We start from the raw sequence: 21,405 nt of genomic DNA, 5'->3' as shown, positions 1-21,405 counted from the left end.
AGCTTAAAGAATAAAGGAATATTAGTTATATATCTCCTTTGAGATAACATATTAAATATTTCCTTTCCCTTTTAATAAAAAAGCCACAAAAAAGCAGTAGCATCCATGCTGACTTACTTTTATAAGTTGGGTTAAAGGTTATTTATAACCCTTGGCAGAGATATTTCATCTCCATATAGTCTTCAATGCCGTGTTCAGAGCCCTCACGACCTAAACCTGATTGTTTAATACCACCAAATGGTGCAACTTCATTGGAAATTAAACCGGTGTTAATACCCACCATGCCGTATTCTAAATTTTCAGCAACACGCCAAATACGTTGTGAGTTCTCACTATAAAAATAAGCGGCTAAACCATAAATGGTGTTATTTGCTAAATGCACCACTTCATCTTCATTTTCAAAAATAACTAAAGGTGCAACAGGGCCAAATATTTCTTCTTCAAGGATATGGCTATCAGCGGGAACATTGCCAACAACAGTAGGCTGGAAAAAATTTTCACCTGCTTGATCACTTTCTCCACCACAAAGCAGTGTTGCACCGCGTTTTAGTGTGTCATCAAGCAATGATTGTGATTTCTCAACCGCTTTACGGTTAATAAGAGGCCCAATAGTGACACCTTCTTCAAAACCATTTCCCACTTTGAGCTTTTTAACGGCAGCAACAAAGCGTTCGCTAAATTGTTGATAAATATCTTTATGAATATAAAAACGGTTAGCGCAAACACAGGTTTGTCCTGCATTACGGAATTTAGCTCCCATTGCACCTTCAACCGCTTTATCAATATCGGCATCGTTAAACACGATAAATGGTGCATTGCCACCTAATTCTAAAGAGACTTTTTTTACGCTATCTGAACACTGGCGCATTAATAAACGTCCAACACCCGTAGAGCCTGTGAAACTTAATTTGCGAACACGGTTGTCAGAGGTAAAGACTTCGCCAATTTTAATGGCATCTCCGGTTACAATATTAATAACACCAGCGGGAATACCGGCTTGATCCGCTAATTCTGCTAAAGCCAATGCGGTATAAGGTGTTTCATTGGCAGGTTTAATCACCATAGTACAACCTGCCGCTAATGCAGGAGCGGCTTTACGGGTGATCATAGCAGCCGGGAAGTTCCAAGGTGTAATCGCAGCGCAAACACCGATACCTTGTTTGATCACCATCAAGCGTTTATCAGCAGAAGGTGAGGGAATAATTTCACCGTTGGTTCTCTTACCTTGTTCTGCAAACCACTCAATAAAAGAGGCTGCATAAGCAATTTCACCTTCAGCTTCAGCAACCGGTTTTCCTTGCTCAAATGTCATTAATTCAGCAAGTTTTCTTTTATTTTCAGTGATTAATCTAAACCAATTTTGCAATAATGCTCCGCGCTGATGTGCTGTGAGTGCTCGCCATTTTGGTAAGGCTTTTTGTGCAGCATCAACAGCCATTATTGCTTCTTGTGTTGCCATATTGGGTACAGTACCAAGTAAAATACCCGTGGCAGGATCGACAACATCAACAGTTTCGTTATTTTTAGCATTACACCAAAGACCATCAATATAGCCTTGTTCGTGGAAATAGGGATTCGTCGTTATCTTCACTTAATACCTCTCTGAACACATATATATTGATATTTATAAGGCTAGGCAGTTTTGTGCCTGTTTATAATTATATGCCTGTGTTGCGATGTTGTGAAAATAAGTATGACAAATGCCAATAAAAAAGCGTCAAAAAGACGATCAATAAGGTCAATTGCTTATGTTTTTAATGAATAATTCCCATTACTCAAGACTGAAGGTTTACGCTGTATCTTACCACTGTTATTCTTGGATCTAACTTTCATAAAAAACAGGTATTTTTCATGTCAAAACCATCATTTGATTCTATCGAATCACAGGCAAGTTACGGTATTGGTCTGCAAGTCGGTCAACAACTGACTGAATCAGGTCTTCAAGGATTAGAGCCCGCAGCACTGTTAGCTGGCTTGACCGATGCATTAGAAGGTAATGCGCCTTCTGTACCTGTTGAAACATTACACAATGCCTTACGTACTATGCACGAGCGCGCTGAAGCTGTTCGTCAAGAACGCCAAGCAGAGCTGGCTGATGCAGGTAAAGTTTTCTTAGAAGAAAATGTGAAAAATGAAGGCGTTAAAGTTACAGAATCAGGCTTACAGTACAAAGTTCTGACTGCGGGTGAAGGTGCAATTCCAGCGCGTACTGATCATGTTCGTGTTCACTACACTGGTCGTTTAATTGATGGCACTGTGTTTGATAGCTCAGTTCAACGTGGCCAACCTGCTGAATTCCCAGTAAATGGCGTTATCGCAGGCTGGATTGAAGCATTAACATTAATGCCAGTAGGTTCAAAATGGGAATTATATATTCCTTACCAATTAGCTTATGGCGAACGTGGAGCTGGTGCGGCTATTCCTCCATTCGCAACATTAGTATTTGAAGTAGAATTATTAGAAATTTTATAATTTCTTATTCTGCGGTAAATCAGAGTAAAAAATAGCCGGTTTTTGCCGGCTATTTTCGTCTCTGGACTAAAATAAAGAGACAGTAGGGTAATTAATTTTTATAAGAAAAGTTATCTGCTTATAGAAATAAGAGAGGTGCATTATGTTAGAACAAGTCAGCAAATTAGCTCGCCAAGCAGGTACGGCGATAATGCAAATCTATCAGCAATCAGAGCCTATCCAAGTACAGGAAAAAAGTGATAATTCACCTGTCACCGAAGCTGATTTAGCTGCTCATCAAGTTATCAAACAAGGACTTGCTTCTATTGCTCCAGATATACCTCAATTATCTGAAGAAGATCCCCCTGAATGGGAAGTTCGTCGCCATTGGGATCGTTATTGGCTGATTGACCCTCTAGATGGAACTAAAGAATTTATCAGTAAGAATGGTGAGTTTACGGTAAATATCGCTTTAATTGAAAAGGGTATTCCTGTTTTAGGAGTTGTCTATGCTCCTGTTCAAAATGTGTTATATGCAGCGGCAAATAAACAGGCGTGGAAAGAAGCTTGTGGGCAACGATTGCCTATTCATGCAAGTCGTGCAGAGCCGCCCGTGATTGTGATTAGTCGTTCTCATCAAGATGATGAATTAAAAGAATACCTCTCACAACTTGGCGCACATCAAACCGTTGCTGTTGGTTCATCTTTGAAGTTTTGTTTAGTCGCTGAAGGTAAAGCACAGCTTTATCCTCGCTTTGGGCCTACACATACATGGGATACCGCGGCAGGTCATGCTATTGCGATTGCGGCGGGTGCACATGTCACGGATTGGAAAGGAGTCACGCTAGATTATTCCCCAAAAGAGTCGCTGATAAATCCAGGATTTAGAGTTTCTATCTTTTAGTGCCGCTTTACAAAATTGGAGCCCTTTGCTTTATAAGGGCTCTGACACAGGAATTATTCTTTAATTAAGTCGTTGATAAGATTGATTGCAGTCGTGATTTCTGCACCACTTAATACACCTTCTTTGACGAAACGAACTTTGCCTTGTTTATCTAAAACAACAATAGCTGAACTCTCTTTTTCTAATCCCCAGCCTTTTAATGCTACACCATCAGCATCAACAATAAATTGTGACCAAGGAAATTCTTTTTTACTATCTTCAACACTGCCACGAACAAATGGGCCTGTACCAAACACTGCATCATCAGTATTAATAATTGTTGTAGTTTGATAGCTGCTATGTGGGAATTTAGCCAGTTTTACGGCTTCAATAAACGGCGCATTCATCTCCTTAGCTTTGCTACGTCCTGCTATATGCTGAACAGTACGTACTTTTCCACTGAGCAGACCACTATTCCAATTTTGGTAGCTAAACTTATCTTTGGTTGTGTCATAAAGTAACTCACCTTTGTCATTGATTGTGACAGCGGGAAGTACTGTATTTTCAGTGATGTTATGTGCAAATGCCCATGTGGATGTGCTGAGTAAAAGAGCAGCTAAGGTTATTTTGTGCATAGCCATGATCCTATTATTGAAATCGACGTTAGATTCTATTTAAGCATAGAAGCTAATGAAGAATAATACCTCATCATTGATACATTTATTTAACATTGAGTGGGTAAAATAACGCACAGGCTATCTTTATTTATATTCTTTACTGTCAATAAATGTAAAAACAGATAAGAAAATCAAATAAGTTGAACCTAGTACTTATAATTAGGTCTTTAAATTTGATATATAAAGATAAGTCTTTATGACTTATTAAACTCAACAACGAGCATGGGAGACTAACTGAAAGATGAAAATCTTCAATCGCTATAACCCTGAAAAAATTGCTCTCTACGTTAAGACATTATTTCGTGGACGGTTTTACATCAAAGGAATGGGTGCATTTGAATTCGATTACGGTAAAATTTTATTACCTAAAATAAGAGATAAGCTACATTTTAATGTCATGAGTGAAGTGAACCAGCAGGTCGTTTTACTAAAAGCAGAAATGGGCTAACTTTTATCTGATAGATAACTGAGTCTTTCTCGTGAATATCTTCGATAAGACTCAGTTATTAATTTCGGCTTGTTACTTGTTAGCTTACCGTTTTATTCTCATCTGTCTTGATATCGACTTCTGTTGTTGTCTGTATAACAGGAACATGTTCTTGTAAAATTGGCTTAACAGGTGGAATATCATCAACTTTTGTCACGAGTAATTGATCTATTTTGTAATTATCAATATCGACAACTTCAAATTTGTATCCTGAGAACTTCACATAATCAGTACGTTTTGGAATTTTACGTAAGCGATACATCATAAAACCTGCGATAGTTTCATAGTTACTTGAATCTGGGAAATCGTCGATATCAAGTACACGCATTACATCATCAATTGGCGTACCACCTTCAACTAACCATGAGTGCTCATCACGACTCACAATTTGCTCTTCTTGCCCTGGTCCAATTAAATCGCCCATTAAAGTTGTCATCACATCATTTAGTGTAATAACACCCATCACCATAGCGTATTCATTAAGGATGATGGCAAAGTCTTCACCGGATGTTTTAAAGCTTTCCAACATATCTGAAAGCGTTAATGTATCAGGAATAATCAGAGCCTTACGGATATGAACACCTTCATTGAGATTTAAGCTTTGCCCGTTAATAACACGATTAAGTAGCTCTTTAGAATCAACATAACCAATAATATGGTCGATATCACCTTCACAAACGAGAAACTTAGAGTGAGGTTGAGTGGCAATTTTTTCTTTGATATCGCTTTCAGTTTCTTCACGATCAAAATAGACCACATCTTCTCGAGGAGTCATTGCTGACGGTACGGTACGTGACTCTAATTCAAAAACATTCTCTATCAGCTCATGTTCTTGTTTACGTAAAACCCCAGCAACAGCACCAGCTTCTACGATGGCAAAAATATCATCAGAAGTAATATCTTCATTTCTTACCATTGGGATTTTAAATAATTTGAAGATGAGATCTGCCATACCATTAAATAACCAAACCAGAGGGCGGAAAAAGGCAAGGCAGAAACGCATTGGGTTCACAATTCTTAATGCGATAGCTTCAGGTTTTATCATACCAATGCGTTTTGGCGTTAAATCAGCCAATAAAATAAACATGGATGTGACAATAATAAAAGAACAAATAGATCCAAGTTGTTGCGCTAATGGCTCTTCAAAAAATTGGAGGTAAAAGCTTTTTAACGAAGGAGAGAATGCAGATTCACCAACAATACCCGCTAGGATAGCGACGGCATTTAATCCAATTTGCACAACGGTAAAAAACATGCCTGGCATTTCTTGCATTTTTAATACACGTGCGGCGTTAATATTGCCCTCATCAACAAGTTGTTTGAGTTTAATTCGACGAGAAGCAGCAAGAGAGATTTCAGACAGCGAAAAAAAGGCGCTGATAGCACAAAGCAAAAGCACAATGAGTAAACTATTAAGCATATAAGGCTCACACCACCCCAAGTATTTCATCCAAAGGGGGAATACTGGAGTGTTAAAAATAGAAGATAAATCAATATATTGTGATGGAATTATTCACAAAGATAGATAAGAGGGCGTAATTATATCATCGCCCTGCTATTTTCTGCTAGTTTTACTTTTCAGGGGGATAGCAGATACCTATTCCACCTAATCCACAATAACCTTGTGGGTTTTTATGTAGGTATTGTTGGTGGTAATCTTCAGCAAAATAGAAAGGACCCGCCGGCTGAATTTCAGTCGTGATTGCTTCAGTAGCACCTTGAGTATTCATCGCTTGTTGATAACGTTTTTTTGACTCAATAGCTTGAGCATATTGCTCTTCATTAACAGTGTAAATGGCAGAACGGTATTGGCTACCAATATCATTACCTTGGCGCATTCCTTGTGATGGATTGTGATTTTCCCAAAAAAGGGCCAACAGTTGTGAATAGCTAATCACTGAGGGATCAAAAACAACTCTCACCACTTCACTATGGCCTGTTAAACCTTGGCAAACTTGTTGGTAAGTTGGATTTTCAGTTACACCACCACTATAACCCGCACTTGTTGAGTAAACCCCAGGTTGTTGCCAAAACAGACGTTCAACACCCCAAAAACAGCCCATCGCAAAATAAGCAATATCCATATTGGTTGGAATATCATTAATAGAATGCCCATTTATAGCATGATTAGCAGATATTTCTAATGGTATCGAAGTACCCCTTAAGGCATTCTCTGGTTGGTAAGCTTTATGTTGCAAGGTAGACTCCAATTTTTATATTTGTAAACGCTTTACTATGGTAAAGGTTTAATATTGTTATAAACTAAATCTACAATAAAGCTTAAAACAGTTTGTCGTCAATTCATCACATGGATTAAATAATATTGAGGAGAAAACGTGCCGAGATACTCCGTTATCTACGTTCTCTGTCTGTCTTTTATCGCGCCTGTTGCCTATGGGGCAAATTTGCGTTTAAAAGTAGAAGGTTTAGAAGGGCAGCTCGAAAAAAATGCGCGAGTCCAGCTATCAAACATTACAACAGAAGAAGTTGCACCTGACGGGCGTTTTCGTGCGCGTGTTGAAAAAGCAATTCAAGAAGGACTTCGCCCTTTAGGTTATTATCAGCCCAAAGTGACATTTACTTATCAAGAAAATACACCGCCTGCACGATCTGTATTAACGGCTAAAGTTGAACCGGGTATTCCGATTTTACTGAAAGGCGTTGATGTGGTTCTTGATGGTGGTGCTAAAACAGATAGTCAATATGCAAAAGTCATTAAAGAAAATACGCCTCCTCTTGATAGTGTTTTAAACCATGCAGATTACGAGAAACTCAAAGGTTCATTAACAGGGCTTGCTATTCGCCGTGGTTATTTTGATGCAGAAATGCAAAAAAGCCAGTTGGGTGTCTCTTTAGATAATCATGCTTCATATTGGGATTTTGTTTTCGATAGTGGAGAACGTTATCGTTTTGGAAAAGTGAATTATACGGGCTCCCAAATCCGTGAAGACTATTTACAAAATATTGTTCCTTTTAAAGAGGGGCAATATTACGCCTCAGAAGATCTGGCTGAATTTAATCGCCGTTTAGCGGCAACAGGGTGGTTTAATTCTGCGGTTGTGACACCCGATATTGCTAAAGCGCGCGCTGATGGCACTCACCTGTTACCGATGAGTGCAGTTGTAACACCTCGCTCTCGCAACTATGTTGAACTTGGTGGGGGCTATGCTACTGATGTGGGCCCTCGTCTTAATATGCAGTGGGATAAGCCTTGGATGAACTCACGAGGACACAGCTTAACCTCTAATATCAGCGTTTCTCAGCCTGAGCAATCTATTGGTGCCAATTATAAAATTCCTCTGAAGGTCAATCCATTAGAGCAGTACTACGGTATTCAGGGAGGGTTTAAACGTACCGATCTAAATGACACCCGCTCTGATACCACAACGCTAAATGTGTCTCGTAACTGGGATATGTCAACAGGCTGGCAATATAGCGTGAATACACGTTGGAGCCTCAGCCACTTTACCCAAGGTGAAGTTACGAATACCACTATGTTGCTTTATCCTGGTGTTACAGCAAGTCGAGTTCGTCAACGAGGCGGTATGATGCCTTCTTGGGGGGATAGCCAACGTTATACATTAGATTACTCTAATAAAATATGGGGTTCTGATGTCGAATTTGCTGCATTTCAAGCACAACACGTTTGGATACGTACACCATGGGATGGGCACCGCTTTGTGGTAAGAGGTAACTTTGGTTGGATTGAAACTAACGCGTTTGAGCAAGTACCGCCTGAATTACGTTTCTTTGCTGGTGGTGATAGAAGTGTTCGAGGCTTTAAATACCAAAGTATTTCACCAGAAGATAGTAAAGGTAATTTAACGGGGGCATCAAGAATGCTTGTTGGATCGTTAGAATATCAATATAACATCACGGGTAACTGGTGGAGTGCTGTCTTTATTGATAGTGGTGAAGCAGTTAATGATTTTACGCGCAGTGATTTTAAAACAGGTGCGGGTGCAGGTGTTCGTTGGGCATCACCAGTTGGTCCAATTAAATTTGATTTAGCTTTACCTGTGAGTGACGTTGATAAACGTAGACTCCAGTTTTATATCGGGTTAGGAGCAGAGTTATGATAAAAAAGTGGTTGAAATGGATTGCGCTAACACTCCTTATCATTATTTTGCTTACATTCGGTGCTGTCGCTTGGGTTTTGGGAACACAATCGGGTTTGCATTTCGCTATTAATAGCGCAGCTCGTTGGGTTCCTGGCTTAGTTATCAAAGATGTTAGTGGTGGTTGGCAAGATCTACGTTTAACGGGTGTTGAATATCAAATGCCTGGAGTTGACGTGAACGTGGGTGAATTATCATTAGGATTACGTTTAGCGTGCCTGACGGATAAACAAGTTTGTGTCGATACATTAGGCACACGAGATGTTGTTGTTAATGTTGATACTCGCGCTTTCCCTCCTTCTGAAGAAACACCTCCATCAGAGCCTCTAACAGAGCTTAATGCGCCATTACCTATCTATTTAAATTCACTCTCATTAGAAAATACGCATGTGAAGATTGACGATATGGCAATCTCGTTAGGCGAATTTAAAACTGGTGCGCAGTGGGAAGGTCGCCAAGTTACATTAAATCCAACACTTATTAATGATTTGCTGGTGGCATTACCAAAGACACCAGAAGAAGGGAGTGTTGAAGCAACGGCTCAAGATGTAAAAGAAATCGCAACTGCAAAACCTCAAACTGAGTCCACAACACAAGAAGAAAAAGAACAGGCGTTAGCCGAGACAATTAAAGCGATTTTTGCTAAACCATTATTAGCCGAATTACCTGAAATTATTATTCCCGTTGATATTAATATTGAAGGAATTGAAGGTAAGCAATTACAGGTTAGTGGTGATACACCTGTTACGATTAACCAATTATTGTTTGAAGCAAAGACTCAAGGTAAGCAGGTTAATCTCACTAAATTAAATATTGATGCACTAGAAGGTGAAGTGAGTTTAAATGGGGGAATTACCCTAGATAAACAGTGGCCTGTTAATTTAGATGTGAATGCGACTGTCCGTGATGTCGCAGGGCTTGAAGATTTTAAAGATCAAAAAGCGACGCTTTCTTTACAAGGAGCATTACTGGAAGAGCTTAAATTAGCACTTTCTTTAACAGGAACAGTTACAGCAACTTTGAATGCTCAAGCTGAACTGGCAAAACCACACCTTCCTTTAAAACTAACTCTTGAAAGCCAAAAAGTTCGTTGGCCATTAACAGGCGATATACAGTATCAACTTAACGATACTCGATTACGCTTAAATGGTCAGACAGATAACTATGATCTCTCATTACGTTCTGATATTGAAGGTCAGGAGATCCCGCCAGCCAAATTAATGCTGGATGCAAAAGGAAATGAAGAGAAAATAGAGCTGACACGTTTACGTTTAGCTGCCTTGCAAGGTCATGCTGATATTACGGGTGTTGCTGATTGGAGTAAGGCAATTAGCTGGAATGCATTGCTCTCTATTTCAGGAATTAATACGGCAAAACAGTACCCTGATATGCCAGCGAAATTAGATGGACGCATTGCCACAACAGGGAGTCTGTATGGTGGTAGTTGGCAATTACGTGTGCCTGAAATTACCTTAGATGGCAATATCAAAAACAATCTTATCAAAGCGAGAGGTAATGCTTATGGTAATGATTCTGGCCAATGGAATATTCCCCAGTTAAAACTGATCTTGGGTAAAAATAACCTCGATATTGAAGGGCATTTAGGTGATAAATGGGCATTAGATGCCAATATCAACGCTCCAGGATTAAATGGTTTAGTACCTGGATTAGCGGGTGTTATTAAAGGCAAAGTTAATGTTCGGGGTGATATTAATACACCTAAGATTATTGCTGATATCAACGCTCACGGCATTAAATGGCAAGATCAAGTCGGTGTCGAATCCATCACTATCAAAGGTGATGTTCAAGCGGATAAAGAAATTGGTGGCAAACTCGCTATTACTGCTCGTCAGTTAAAACAAGCCGATTTAGTTATTCGCAATTTAACGTTGGATGCTGCTGGTACAGAAAAACAGCATAAACTGACACTAAAAATGGATGGTGAGCCAGTTTCTGGTGGGCTGACATTAGCGGGTTCATTCGATAAAGAGAAACAGCAATGGAAAGGAACGCTAAATAATACGGCATTTGATACCCCTGTGGGTGAATGGCGTTTAAATAAAGCAATGGCATTGAATTTACTTGCTGAGAAGCAAGAAGTCACCATTGGTTCTCACTGTTGGGTAAACCCAAATGCACAAGTTTGTGTTCCTAAAGCGATAACTGTAGGTGAAAGCGGATCTGCTGCAATTACATTGACGCGTTTTGATCTTGCTATGATCAAACCTTTCTTACCACCAGAGACTTCTGTCCGAGGTGTATTTACTGGTGATGCCACCGCAACATGGAACTCAAAAGGCGGATTACCGAAAGCATCGGTAAATCTAAAAGGGCAAGGTGTTGCAGTAAAACAAAATATTGAAGGCACTGTTTTACCGATTGATTTTGATGCTATCTCCTTAAATGCAGGCGTTAACAACGGCAAAGCAACATTACAATGGCTGATTAGTATTGCAGGTAATGGTGATATTAAAGGGAATGTGCATGTTGCAGATCTCGAGAAAAAGCGCCAGCTATCAGGTACGGTGGATATTGATAATCTGACATTAGATTTAATCAAACCGTTCTTAGGTAAAGGTGAAATAGCTGAAGGTCGTGTTGGTGCGCAATTACGTTTAGGCGGAAATGCTCAATCACCACTGCTATTTGGTCAATTTGGTATCAATCAATTAAAAGTGGTTGGGCACTGGATCCCGTTTGATATTACGAAAGGGAATGTTGATGTTCAATTTAATGGTGCGACGTCTGATTTAAGCGGTCGAATTGAAACTCCTGAAGGTTACTTAAATCTTACTGGTAATGCCGATTGGCGTAAATTAGATGCATGGCACGCAGTCGTAGCAGCAAATGGCAATAAGCTACGTATTGCATTGCCTCCGATGGTACGTATTGATGTTAATCCTGATTTAGTGTTTGAGGCTCGCCCTGATTTACTAAAACTAGATGGACGCATTGATATTCCTTGGGCACGCATCGTTGTTCAAGACTTACCAGAGTCAGCAGTATCTGCTTCTTCTGATGAAGTGATGCTGGATAAAAACTTGCAGCCGATTGCACAAAAAGAGACATCGATTCCAATTCAAAGTAATTTAGCGATTAATATTGGCGATGATGTGACACTGGACGCATTTGGGCTTAAAGCGAGATTGACGGGAGCACTTAAAGTCAATCAGAATAAACAAGGACTAGGTTTAAATGGACAAGTTGATATTCCACGGGGGGAATTCAAAGCCTATGGGCAAGATTTACAAGTTCGTAAAGGACAAATCTTGTTCTCAGGGCCCGTTGATCAACCTTATTTAAATATCGAGGCTATTCGTAATCCTGATAATACTGCAGACAATGTTATTGCTGGTGTTAAGGTAACAGGACTTGCTGATCAGCCTAAAGTAGAAATTTTCTCTGAGCCGGCTAAAACACAACAAGAAGCATTGTCTTATTTGTTAAGAGGCGAAGGTTTAGCCAGTGGTGATGCGGATTCATCACAAATGACAGCAATGCTGATAGGACTAGGCGTTGGTCAAAGTGGTCAGCTTGTGGGGCGTATTGGTGAAACCTTTGGGGTTTCGGATTTAGCGCTTGATACACAAGGGGTGGGGGATAACTCACAAGTTGTGGTCAGCGGTAAGATCACAAACGATCTACAAGTGAAGTATGGTGTGGGTATATTTGATTCGCTAGCGACGTTAACCTTACGTTATCGCTTGATGCCCAGGTTGTATTTACAAGCAGTGTCTGGTATGAATCAGGCAATAGATCTGCTTTATCAATTTGAGTTTTAAATTATATGCGAATTATTGTTTATGGTAGTTTACGGCGAAACCAGGGTAACCATCACTGGATGACCTATGCTCAGCTTCTAGGTGAGCATAGGTTAGTGGGATATAAACTCTATGATTTAGGGTTTTATCCTGCAGTTATCGAAGGTGAAGGTGAAATAGAATGCGAAGTCTATCGAATAACGCCTTCTATTTTGACAGAGCTTGATGAATTGAAAAAGAACGATCAGGATTACAAGCGCCAACTGATTTCAACGCCTTATGGCAGCGCTTGGATCTATCTTTATCAAAAGCCTGTTGATGGTTTACGTGAAATAAAATGCGGTGACTGGCTAAAACGTCATGAAGAAGAGTAATCAGTAGCATCCTACTTTTTGCTCCATGTTATATAAAAACGGCTCGATAGAAATATTGAGCCGTTTTTATATGAGAAATAACTAAATGCTTATTTTTCACAAATATAAGAGAGGCGCGCTTCTTTATATAAATTAAGTCGCATTCGTCTCGCTTTATCTATTTCATTTTCAGCCAATAATGGCCTAATTTTTTTCTGATAAACTTGAATACTCGTTTCACCTGTATGGTGTTGATATCCTACTTCATGGCTACGCCATTTTTTATTAATAATTACTTCTTGAATATAAAAAGGATCTGAATTGTTTCGGATTTCATTGTCTAATTTGAGCCGTAATTCTTTTTTTATTTGTTGATAATCAGGATGGTGACTGAGGTTTTGGGTTTCACCTCGATCATTAACCATATCGTAGAGTTCTTCTTCTTCATCTTCTTTATAAATAATATATTTAAAGTTTTCTGTTCTTAACATTCTAGCTGGTTGAACATCGACATTTCGGTCAGTATTCCAGTGGCAAATGACACTATTTCTCCATTCTTTCACTGTCTTTCCGGTTAATAACGGGTACAGAGAGCGACCATAAATATTTTTAGGGTAATCAATTCCGATATACTCACAGAGAGTAGGTAATAAATCACAAAGGGATGTTAATTCATGTTTTAAAGCGCCAGATTGAATACCCGGCCCTGAAAATGCAAAAGGCACATTTGTCGATTCTTCATAAAACCAATTCATTTTAGCAACTAATCGGTGTGCTCCCATTGCATCACCATGGTCAGAGAAGAAGACAACAAGTGTATCTTCCCAATACCCACTCTTTTTTAATGCATTGATAACTTGTCCTATATAGCTATCTACCAATTCAGTAAAATAGTAATAGGCTTTGAGATATTGCTGGAAATTTTTTTCACTCCATTTCCCTGATTGCATAACTCTGTTATGTGTACAGCAAGCGTATTGAATAGCTTTAGGTCTATTTTTAAGATCATCAGCAGTGTCAAAGTTATTAAGTAAAGGTGGCAATTGTCCGATATTTTCGATGTCACCATGCTCACCCGCAAAATTTCCTGTCCATCCATTTATATTGTGTGGATTATTAAATTCAACGGCTAATAAAAATGGCTTTTTTTCCTCTCTTTTGGGGAGTGAATTGATATATTTCAGGCTTTCTTCTAAACAATACACATCTTCTTTCGTATCATAATCAACAGGAAAGGCAGGGTGAGCATTAAATTCTTTTTCTATTTGAGGCGCACAATCAAATCCTTCTAATGAGCCATAATCATGCCGTTTTCCAAAATGTTTACACTCATATCCCACTTGTGAAAACAACGTTCCTAATGTGGACATTGTTTCTGGTATGTTTGGGCTGTCATTGGAAATAATGCCTGTCTGGTGTGGTAATTTTCCAGTCCAAAAACAAGCCCTTGAAGGTGCACATAAGGGGTAAGCACAATACGCATTATGGAAACTTGTTCCTGTATTTAAAATCGAGTCGATAACGGGAGTTTTTACCTCTTTGTTGCCATAAGCAGAGATACCTCGCTTTGCTAATTGGTCTGCGGTAATAATTAAAATATTCTTAGGGTTTTTAGGTGTATTTAATGGGGTTATATACTCTTTTGTTGATGAGGATAATGCAGATAGTGGTGAAACCAGTGATAATCCTGTCGCACCCACGGCTGCACCCTTTAACAAATCTCGACGTGTTATAGACATTTTAACCTCTCTCATTCATTAGATATGGCAGTAACATAGATTAAAAAATCTTCAATTTCTTTTGAATTGATCACACGAAATCAATCGAAGGTACGCTCGAAGGTATGCGAAAGTTAATATTTGTGATTTAAAGAGGATAATTTATCTATGATGAACAAAAGAGAACATAAGAAGTGAGAACAAGTAGGGAAGAAAGTGGATTTTAATTTATTAAATTTAAAGGCACACTTTTTAACTGAAAATAGGGGGTTAAAAGATGAAGAAATAAAAGGCAAATAAACCTAATACTAGGGTGTTATTTGCCTTGTAATATCTTGATTTACTCAAGGATTATTTTTTAGCGCGTTCGAAAGAAGACAGAATTTCAGCTTTAGCGGCTTCTACGCCTTCCCAACCGTCAACTTTAACCCATTTGCCAGCTTCTAAATCTTTGTAGTGTTCAAAGAAATGTTTGATCTGTGCTTTTAACAGTTCTGGCAGATCGTTCACATCTTTAATGTGATCGTATTCTTTGCTCAGTTTAGTGTGTGGCACTGCAACCAGTTTCGCATCTTCACCTGATTCGTCAGTCATTTTCAGTACGCCAACAGGACGGCAACGGATAACTGAACCTGGTTGTAATGGATATGGAGTTGGAACCAGAACGTCTACTGGGTCACCATCTAAAGATAACGTGTTGTTGATGTAACCGTAGTTGCATGGGTAGAACATTGCAGTTGACATAAAACGGTCAACAAACAGTGCGCCACTTTCTTTATCAACTTCGTATTTGATAGGATCAGCATTTGCTGGGATTTCAATAACAACATAGATATCTTCTGGTAGTTCTTTACCAGCAGGAACATGATTCAGGCTCATAAAAAATTTCCTATAAAAAAATTAATTTTACGTGGCCTGTAGTATAGCGAAAAGTTTTTAACAATACCCGTTTTTTGCCGAACATGTTGCGTTCTGACGTAAAAATAAGCAGCAAATAAAAGAAAGTACTATTTTCAAAGATGAAAAAACCGGACGAATAAGAAGTCCGGTTTATCTATGTTAGTGCCAAACGAATGGATTATTCTTCGTCTGGATATTGCGCCATAAAGCTTTCAGCTTGTTCAACCATCGATTTAGTACCTACGAAGAAAGGCATACGTTGGTGAAGTTCTTTTGGTTCGATATCTAGAATACGCTCTTTACCATTACTTGCTTTTCCGCCAGCTTGTTCGGCTAAGAACGCCATTGGATTGCATTCATAGAGTAAACGTAATTTACCAGTAGGGTGGCTTGCAGTACTTGGATAAATATAAATCCCCCCCTTCAGTAAGTTGCGGTGAAAATCAGCAACTAAAGAACCAATATAACGTGTGGTATAAGGGCGATTTGTTGCTGCGTCTTGTTCTTGGCAATACTTAATGTATTTTTTTACGCCTAATGGGAATTTGATGTAGTTACCTTCATTGATTGAGTACATATTTCCTGTTGGCGGGAAATGTACGCTTTCATGAGATAAACAGAATACACCTAAAGATGGATCGTAAGTAAAGGCATGAACACCACAACCTGTTGTATAAACCAACATGGTTGATGAGCCATAAACGACATAGCCTGCAGCTACTTGACGATGACCTGGTTGTAAGAAGTCATCTAAAGTGACAGATTGACCAATTGGCGTAATACGGTGGTAAATAGAGAAAATTGTTCCGACGGAAACGTTTACATCAATATTCGACGAACCGTCTAAAGGATCCATTAGTACAACATACTTAGCATTTTCAGCGCGATCACCTTCAAAGATAACAATATCATCTTCTTCTTCTGATCCGATACCCGCAACTTCACCACGCGCTTTTAATGCAGCTTTTAGTTTCTCATTCGCGTAAAGATCCAGTTTCATCTGGGCTTCACCTTGAACATTAGAAACACCGTTAGTACCAAGAATATCGACTAACCCTGCTTTGTTAATATCACGGTGGATAATTTTAGCCCCAAGCTTAATTGCTGAAAGTAATGCAGTAAGTTCACCAGTTGCATGGGGAAAATCTTGTTGTTTCTCGACGATAAATTCGCCTAATGTTTTCATGACGCAGGTCCTGAATGTGAGTGGGTAAAGTAAAAAAGGAGGAAAAATCTCCTTGGTGGTGGCAAGTTTAGCCAAAGAATCGGATGATTCAAAGGTTAATCCGTTTCTTATCTGCTTTTTGATCGTTAGAATAGTGACCAACTTCATGCTATTGGACAGAAATTCATGCACATTCATATTCTTGGTATTTGTGGCACCTTTATGGGAAGTCTTGCCATTCTCGCTAGAGCAAAGGGACATAAAGTCACAGGCTCAGACGCTAATGTCTATCCACCCATGAGTACTTTATTAGAAAATCAGGGAATTGAACTGATTGAGGGATATGACCCAAAACAATTAGAACCTGCCCCTGACATGGTGATTATTGGTAATGCGATGACACGAGGAAATCCTTGTGTTGAAGCTGTACTTGAAAAAGGTTTGCCTTATACCTCAGGCCCTCAGTGGCTACATGATTATATTTTACCTGAACGTTGGGTGTTAGCTGTTGCAGGAACTCATGGTAAGACAACAACAGCGGGTATGCTGGCTTGGGTTTTAGAAGACTGTGGTTATAAACCGGGATTTTTAATCGGCGGTGTACCGGGTAATTTCCAAGTATCTGCACAGTTAGGCGAAAGCCCCTTCTTTGTGATTGAAGCAGATGAATATGACAGTGCTTTCTTTGATAAGCGCTCTAAATTTGTTCATTATTCTCCACGCACATTGATTTTAAATAATCTTGAATTTGATCACGCTGATATTTTTGATGATTTAGCGGCAATTCAAAAACAATTCCATCATTTAGTTCGTATCGTCCCAGGTACCGGAAAAATCATCATGCCTGATAACGATATGAATTTAAAACAGACCATTGGAATGGGATGTTGGAGTGAACAAGAATTCACTGGTGAAACTGGAGATTGGCAAGCTAAAAAACTCAGTAATGACAGTAGCCATTTTGAGGTGTTCCACAAAGGTGAGCGAGTCGGAGAGGTGTGTTGGGGACTTTCTGGTGAACACAACATGCAAAATGGCTTAATGGCGATTGTTGCAGCGCACCACGTTGGTGTTTTACCTGCGGATGCTTGTGAAGCATTAGATAAGTTTATTAATGCGCGTCGTCGCTTAGAGTTACGTGGTGAAGTTAATCAAGTCCGTGTTTATGATGACTTTGCTCATCATCCCACAGCGATTTTGGCAACGCTTGAAGCGTTACGCAGTAAAGTCGGTGGAACGGCTCGTATTATTGCAGTCCTAGAGCCTCGTTCAAATACCATGAAAATGGGGATTAGCAAGGATGATATCGCACCTGCATTAGGTCGCGCTGATGAAGTTTTTTTATTCCAGCCACCTAATATTCAATGGCTAGTAAGTGATATTGCAGAGCATTGTGTGCAACCGGCACGCTGGAGTACAGATCTGGATACATTAGTCGATATGATTGCGAAAGAAGCTCAAGCGGGCGATCATATTTTGATTATGAGCAATGGTGGTTTTGGGGGTATTCATGAGAAACTGCTCGCAAAATTAGCACAGCCTAAAGATTCTGATAGTCAGTATTAAAAATAAATAAGCCACTGAAATTCAGTGGCTTATTTTTTGAAGTTGCAGAAAGGCTAATTATAATTCTTGATCAAAAAGATTCAGAATAGCGTCTCGTAATTCTTCTGTAGAAAATCCTGGTGCTGGTGTTGAAAAAATAGTGTCATCACCCGCAATACTGCCAAGGATACCTTCTGCTTTGCCTAATGAGTCTAATAAACGTGCAATAAGTTGTGCCGCACCTGGACTCGTTCTTATCACCACAACAGAATGGTTATGATCGATATCGAGTACCAGATTTTTTAATGGGCTGCTTGCTGTTGGTACGCCAAGCTCAGTAGGAAGGCAATAGACCATTTCCATTTTGGCGTTACGGGTTCTTACTGCACCAAATTTTGTTAGCATACGAGAGATTTTGGACTGATTAATATTATCAAATCCAGCCTCTTGTAATGCAGTCACAATCTCGCCTTGTGAACTGAATTTTTCTTCTTTCAGCAGGGCTTTAAACGCTTTAACCAAGTCTTCTTGCTTAGAAGGAACGCGCATAGTTCACCTTTAGTGAGTTATCAATAACCTGTGTATTATGCAGAGAAGTGAATTTTTATGCAACATAAGACGAAGAAAGGCGAGTGATAGCCACCTCAAAATTGTAAAGTAGAATGTACTGCAAAAAAAATTTATTTACAGCGCGTGAATGTGATAATTTAAAGAAAGTAAAATATTTGTTAAATAAATGATAAGCTTAAATGATTATCACAAGGATGATGGTGTACTTAACACTTTGCCATATTTATTGAAATTATTTATCAAAAGGGTGTCCACTATCTCATTAACAGATAAGCAATTTGTTTAGAATAACCAAAGTATTATTTTTCACTGAAAATGCCTTATTATGCAATATTGCTGTTAAATAATTGTTTTTTTAAAGGTGAATTGCGTAATAGTGAGTATCTCGAAGGCGTTCCACTATCTCGTAAACTAAGGAGTATCAGAATGAAAGTAGCAGTTCTCGGTGCAGCAGGTGGTATTGGTCAGGCACTGGCACTTCTTCTTAAAAATCAGCTTCCAGCTGGTAGTGAACTCTCTTTATATGATATCGCTCCCGTCACACCGGGTGTCGCAGCTGACTTAAGCCATATCCCGACTCAAGTTATTGTAAAAGGTTTTGCGGGTGAAGATCCTTCTCCTGCGCTAAAAGGCGCTGATGTTGTTCTAATTTCTGCGGGCGTTGCTCGTAAACCAGGCATGGATCGTTCAGATCTTTTCAATGTTAACGCAGGTATCGTGCGTAATTTAATTGAAAAGGTTGCACAAAATTGCCCGAAAGCACTTATCGGTATCATTACTAACCCAGTGAATACAACCGTTGCTATCGCAGCAGAAGTGCTTAAGAAAGCAGGCGTTTACGATAAAAAACGTCTTTTCGGTATTACCACACTCGACATTATTCGCGCCAATACCTTTGTTGCAGAGCTAAAAGGTAAAGATCCACAAAAAACCAACGTTCCAGTGATTGGTGGACACTCTGGTGTGACTATTCTCCCTCTATTATCTCAAGTTGACGGCGTTTCATTTACTAATGACGAAGTTGCTGCACTGACTAAACGCATTCAAAATGCAGGTACTGAGGTTGTTGAAGCAAAAGCAGGTGGTGGATCAGCGACATTATCTATGGGTCAAGCAGCCGCTCGTTTTGGTCTTTCATTAATTCGCGCTCTAAATGGCGAGAAAAATGTTATTGAATGCACCTATACAGAAGGCGACGGAGAATATGCCCGTTTCTTTGCACAACCTATTCTTTTAGGTAAAAACGGTGTAGAGGAATATTTATCTATTGGTAAATTAAGTGATTTTGAAAAACAATCTCTTAATGGCATGTTAGATGTATTGAAAAAAGATATAATTCTTGGTGAAGAATTTATTAATAAATAAAGAAATACTTTTTTTGCTATAAAAATAATGCAAATTTAAATAAAAACCGCTGATACTATATCAGCGGTTTTTTTTATTAATTATAATATCTGTAATTATTAGTTAATTATTAGTTTTGGTACGAATCTTTCGTTCAAGTAATTCTCCTGTTTCAGGATGAAAATAACGGCTAGGCCAAATTTCACTAGGAGCTACACCAAGATAATCAGCAATGATTTTCTCTCCTTTAGGCCAAGGGCGTGACAGCGCATTAGCCAGTGTTGAAGAGCTTAACCCTGCTTGGCGAGAGATGGCAGCAAGTGTTGTTCCTCGTTTTCTAAGTGCGGCAATAATATCGGCAAGATGCCAATCAGATTTCCTTGAAATCATTTTTAATCCTTTTTCTATAAAATTGATTGCTGTGTTAGTGGTATAAATAACAGTTTATTAGAAATGTCCTAAAGCATTTAAACTGATTATTTAGAAAATAAAATAACATTATTTTTCTAAAAAGATTTCTGATTTTTTTCTTAATAATTTCTTTTTTGAAGTTGATAACAATTTTAGAGAAACATAATGAAAAAAGAGTGGTATACGGCAAAGGAATTGACGGGTATAGGTGGATTACCTAAATCACCACAAGGTGTAAATTCGAAAGCGAGACGAGAGTCTTGGCAAAAACAAAATGTAAAAAATAAGCAAGGTAGTGGTGTTGAATATCATTATTCTTGTTTACCAGAAAAAACTTTAATTGCTCTAGAACTTTATGAGCCATTAGCACATTACAAACTAAATAAAAAAGAGGAGCCACTCGTTATCTGGGTGAAAGCATTCCAACAACTAAATGATGGTGAACAAAAAACATTAACAGAGCTGATATTGCGGGATGGTATTAGAAGTTTTTTAGAAAAAGTCGTCAATGATTAAGCGATTTTAAAGAATCTATTATTGCGTTATCCGCAACAGATATCTATCTGACTAACCTCTTAGTTGAATGTGAGATGAGATCATGAAAAAAGAATGGTATACAGCGAAAGAATTAGTGGGGCTTGCGGGGTTACCTAACTCACCGCAGGGAGTTAACTTGATGGCGCGTCGTGAAGGATGGGAAAACCGTCGTAAACGTGGCGTGCAGGGAAAAGCTGTCGAGTATTCCGTAAAAAGTCTACCTGATGAGGTGATTAGTGTGCTTGCTGCACATGAACCTCCGGCTGAGTATTTATCAAAACGTCAGGATGCCTTTTTGATTTGGGTTGAAGCTTATTATCAACTGACAAAATCGGAACGAGAAAAGATTGTGAAATTCGTATTACGTGAAGGGCTGGCAAAGCTCATTAGCTATATTGATGCGGATAATCAGGATGCTATCGAACGAGAAAACGAAGAAGTGCTCAATAAATTAAAAAGCCCACCAGAATCGACGTAATCGCTCT

Annotated in this window: 19 protein-coding genes; 10 read left to right on the top strand and 9 right to left on the bottom strand. The window is 39.0% G+C overall.

The genetic code is table 11. The annotated features are described in order from the left end of the window. Positions 1-142 precede the first annotated feature (142 nt). Entirely contained in the window at positions 143-1,591 is a 1,449-nt protein-coding gene (locus NBG71_RS16685; RefSeq protein ID WP_250917029.1) for an NAD-dependent succinate-semialdehyde dehydrogenase, read from the bottom strand. Positions 1,592-1,851: 260 nt separating this feature from the next. On the opposite strand from NBG71_RS16685, the gene bamJ reads away from it, so the two are divergent. Together bamJ and cysQ are read left to right on the top strand one after the other, a co-directional pair. Further along, complete coding sequence (gene bamJ / locus NBG71_RS16680) at positions 1,852-2,472, top strand: BamJ family beta-barrel-assembly machinery protein (protein WP_075672800.1); 621 nt, start codon at positions 1,852-1,854, stop codon at positions 2,470-2,472. Positions 2,473-2,614: 142 nt separating this feature from the next. Next, a complete protein-coding gene (gene cysQ / locus NBG71_RS16675) occupies positions 2,615-3,355 on the top strand; it encodes a 3'(2'),5'-bisphosphate nucleotidase CysQ (protein ID WP_075672801.1) in 741 nt (246 codons plus the stop codon). A 53-nt stretch (positions 3,356-3,408) separates the two neighbouring features. Here the strand turns inward: cysQ and NBG71_RS16670 are convergent, their stop codons facing one another. Continuing rightward, positions 3,409-3,969 carry a YtfJ family protein gene (locus tag NBG71_RS16670; protein WP_109394691.1) on the bottom strand — a complete coding sequence of 187 codons (561 nt, stop codon included), beginning with the start codon at positions 3,967-3,969 and terminating at the stop codon, positions 3,409-3,411. Between the two features lie 283 nt (positions 3,970-4,252). On the opposite strand from NBG71_RS16670, the gene NBG71_RS16665 reads away from it, so the two are divergent. Next, positions 4,253-4,459, top strand: coding sequence for a DUF1107 domain-containing protein (locus NBG71_RS16665; protein ID WP_006535730.1), 207 nt, complete (start codon positions 4,253-4,255; stop codon positions 4,457-4,459). A gap of 79 nt (positions 4,460-4,538) precedes the next feature. Here the strand turns inward: NBG71_RS16665 and paeA are convergent, their stop codons facing one another. Beyond that, a complete protein-coding gene (paeA, locus tag NBG71_RS16660; RefSeq protein WP_075672803.1) occupies positions 4,539-5,918 on the bottom strand; it encodes a polyamine export protein PaeA in 1,380 nt (459 codons plus the stop codon). 151 nt (positions 5,919-6,069) lie between these two features. Next, positions 6,070-6,696, bottom strand: coding sequence for a peptide-methionine (S)-S-oxide reductase MsrA (gene msrA, locus NBG71_RS16655; protein WP_223672738.1), 627 nt, complete (start codon positions 6,694-6,696; stop codon positions 6,070-6,072). Between the two features lie 138 nt (positions 6,697-6,834). On the opposite strand from msrA, the gene tamA reads away from it, so the two are divergent. From tamA to NBG71_RS16640, 3 genes are read left to right on the top strand one after another with little or no spacing between them, the layout of a single operon-like run. Then, positions 6,835-8,577: an autotransporter assembly complex protein TamA gene (gene tamA / locus NBG71_RS16650; protein ID WP_159242216.1), complete on the top strand. Its 1,743-nt coding sequence runs from the start codon at positions 6,835-6,837 to the stop codon at positions 8,575-8,577. Beyond that, positions 8,574-12,398 carry an autotransporter assembly complex protein TamB gene (gene tamB / locus NBG71_RS16645; RefSeq protein ID WP_284737314.1) on the top strand — a complete coding sequence of 1,275 codons (3,825 nt, stop codon included), beginning with the start codon at positions 8,574-8,576 and terminating at the stop codon, positions 12,396-12,398. Before tamA ends, tamB begins: the two co-directional genes overlap by 4 nt. A 5-nt stretch (positions 12,399-12,403) precedes the next feature. Next, complete coding sequence (locus NBG71_RS16640; protein WP_075672807.1) at positions 12,404-12,751, top strand: gamma-glutamylcyclotransferase family protein; 348 nt, start codon at positions 12,404-12,406, stop codon at positions 12,749-12,751. Positions 12,752-12,840: 89 nt separating this feature from the next. Here NBG71_RS16640 and NBG71_RS16635 read toward each other — a convergent pair whose 3' ends face one another. The 3 genes from NBG71_RS16635 to fbp all read right to left on the bottom strand — a co-directional run bounded on the left by NBG71_RS16635 (position 12,841) and on the right by fbp (position 16,534). After that, positions 12,841-14,469, bottom strand: coding sequence for a sulfatase family protein (locus tag NBG71_RS16635; RefSeq protein ID WP_196576364.1), 1,629 nt, complete (start codon positions 14,467-14,469; stop codon positions 12,841-12,843). 330 nt (positions 14,470-14,799) lie between these two features. After that, positions 14,800-15,327 carry an inorganic diphosphatase gene (gene ppa / locus NBG71_RS16630; protein WP_098941362.1) on the bottom strand — a complete coding sequence of 176 codons (528 nt, stop codon included), beginning with the start codon at positions 15,325-15,327 and terminating at the stop codon, positions 14,800-14,802. A gap of 199 nt (positions 15,328-15,526) precedes the next feature. Next, positions 15,527-16,534, bottom strand: coding sequence for a class 1 fructose-bisphosphatase (fbp, locus tag NBG71_RS16625; protein WP_023583589.1), 1,008 nt, complete (start codon positions 16,532-16,534; stop codon positions 15,527-15,529). A 165-nt stretch (positions 16,535-16,699) separates the two neighbouring features. Here fbp and mpl point away from each other — a divergent pair, with 165 nt between their 5' ends. Then, positions 16,700-18,079, top strand: coding sequence for a UDP-N-acetylmuramate:L-alanyl-gamma-D-glutamyl-meso-diaminopimelate ligase (mpl, locus tag NBG71_RS16620; protein WP_075672809.1), 1,380 nt, complete (start codon positions 16,700-16,702; stop codon positions 18,077-18,079). A 57-nt stretch (positions 18,080-18,136) separates the two neighbouring features. On the opposite strand, the gene argR is transcribed toward mpl, so the two are convergent. Beyond that, positions 18,137-18,607, bottom strand: coding sequence for a transcriptional regulator ArgR (gene argR / locus NBG71_RS16615; RefSeq protein WP_006535714.1), 471 nt, complete (start codon positions 18,605-18,607; stop codon positions 18,137-18,139). Between the two features lie 447 nt (positions 18,608-19,054). Between argR and mdh the strand changes: the two genes are divergently transcribed. After that, entirely contained in the window at positions 19,055-19,993 is a 939-nt protein-coding gene (gene mdh / locus NBG71_RS16610; RefSeq protein ID WP_159242217.1) for a malate dehydrogenase, read from the top strand. 102 nt (positions 19,994-20,095) lie between these two features. Here the strand turns inward: mdh and NBG71_RS16605 are convergent, their stop codons facing one another. Next, positions 20,096-20,362, bottom strand: coding sequence for a helix-turn-helix domain-containing protein (locus NBG71_RS16605; RefSeq protein ID WP_250917028.1), 267 nt, complete (start codon positions 20,360-20,362; stop codon positions 20,096-20,098). A gap of 186 nt (positions 20,363-20,548) precedes the next feature. Here NBG71_RS16605 and NBG71_RS16600 point away from each other — a divergent pair, with 186 nt between their 5' ends. Together NBG71_RS16600 and NBG71_RS16595 are read left to right on the top strand one after the other, a co-directional pair. Further along, positions 20,549-20,899: a DNA-binding protein gene (locus NBG71_RS16600; protein ID WP_098941361.1), complete on the top strand. Its 351-nt coding sequence runs from the start codon at positions 20,549-20,551 to the stop codon at positions 20,897-20,899. 82 nt (positions 20,900-20,981) lie between these two features. Then, complete coding sequence (locus NBG71_RS16595) at positions 20,982-21,398, top strand: DNA-binding protein (RefSeq protein ID WP_023583583.1); 417 nt, start codon at positions 20,982-20,984, stop codon at positions 21,396-21,398. The last annotated feature ends 7 nt before the right edge of the window (positions 21,399-21,405 follow it).

Origin of the sequence: Proteus sp. FZP2095 (assembly GCF_023701425.1) — a bacterium.
GTDB classification, from domain to species: Bacteria; Pseudomonadota; Gammaproteobacteria; order Enterobacterales; family Enterobacteriaceae; genus Proteus; species Proteus cibarius.
Note: the sequence above shows the minus strand (reverse complement) of the source record. Positions and strands in the feature narration are given on the sequence as shown.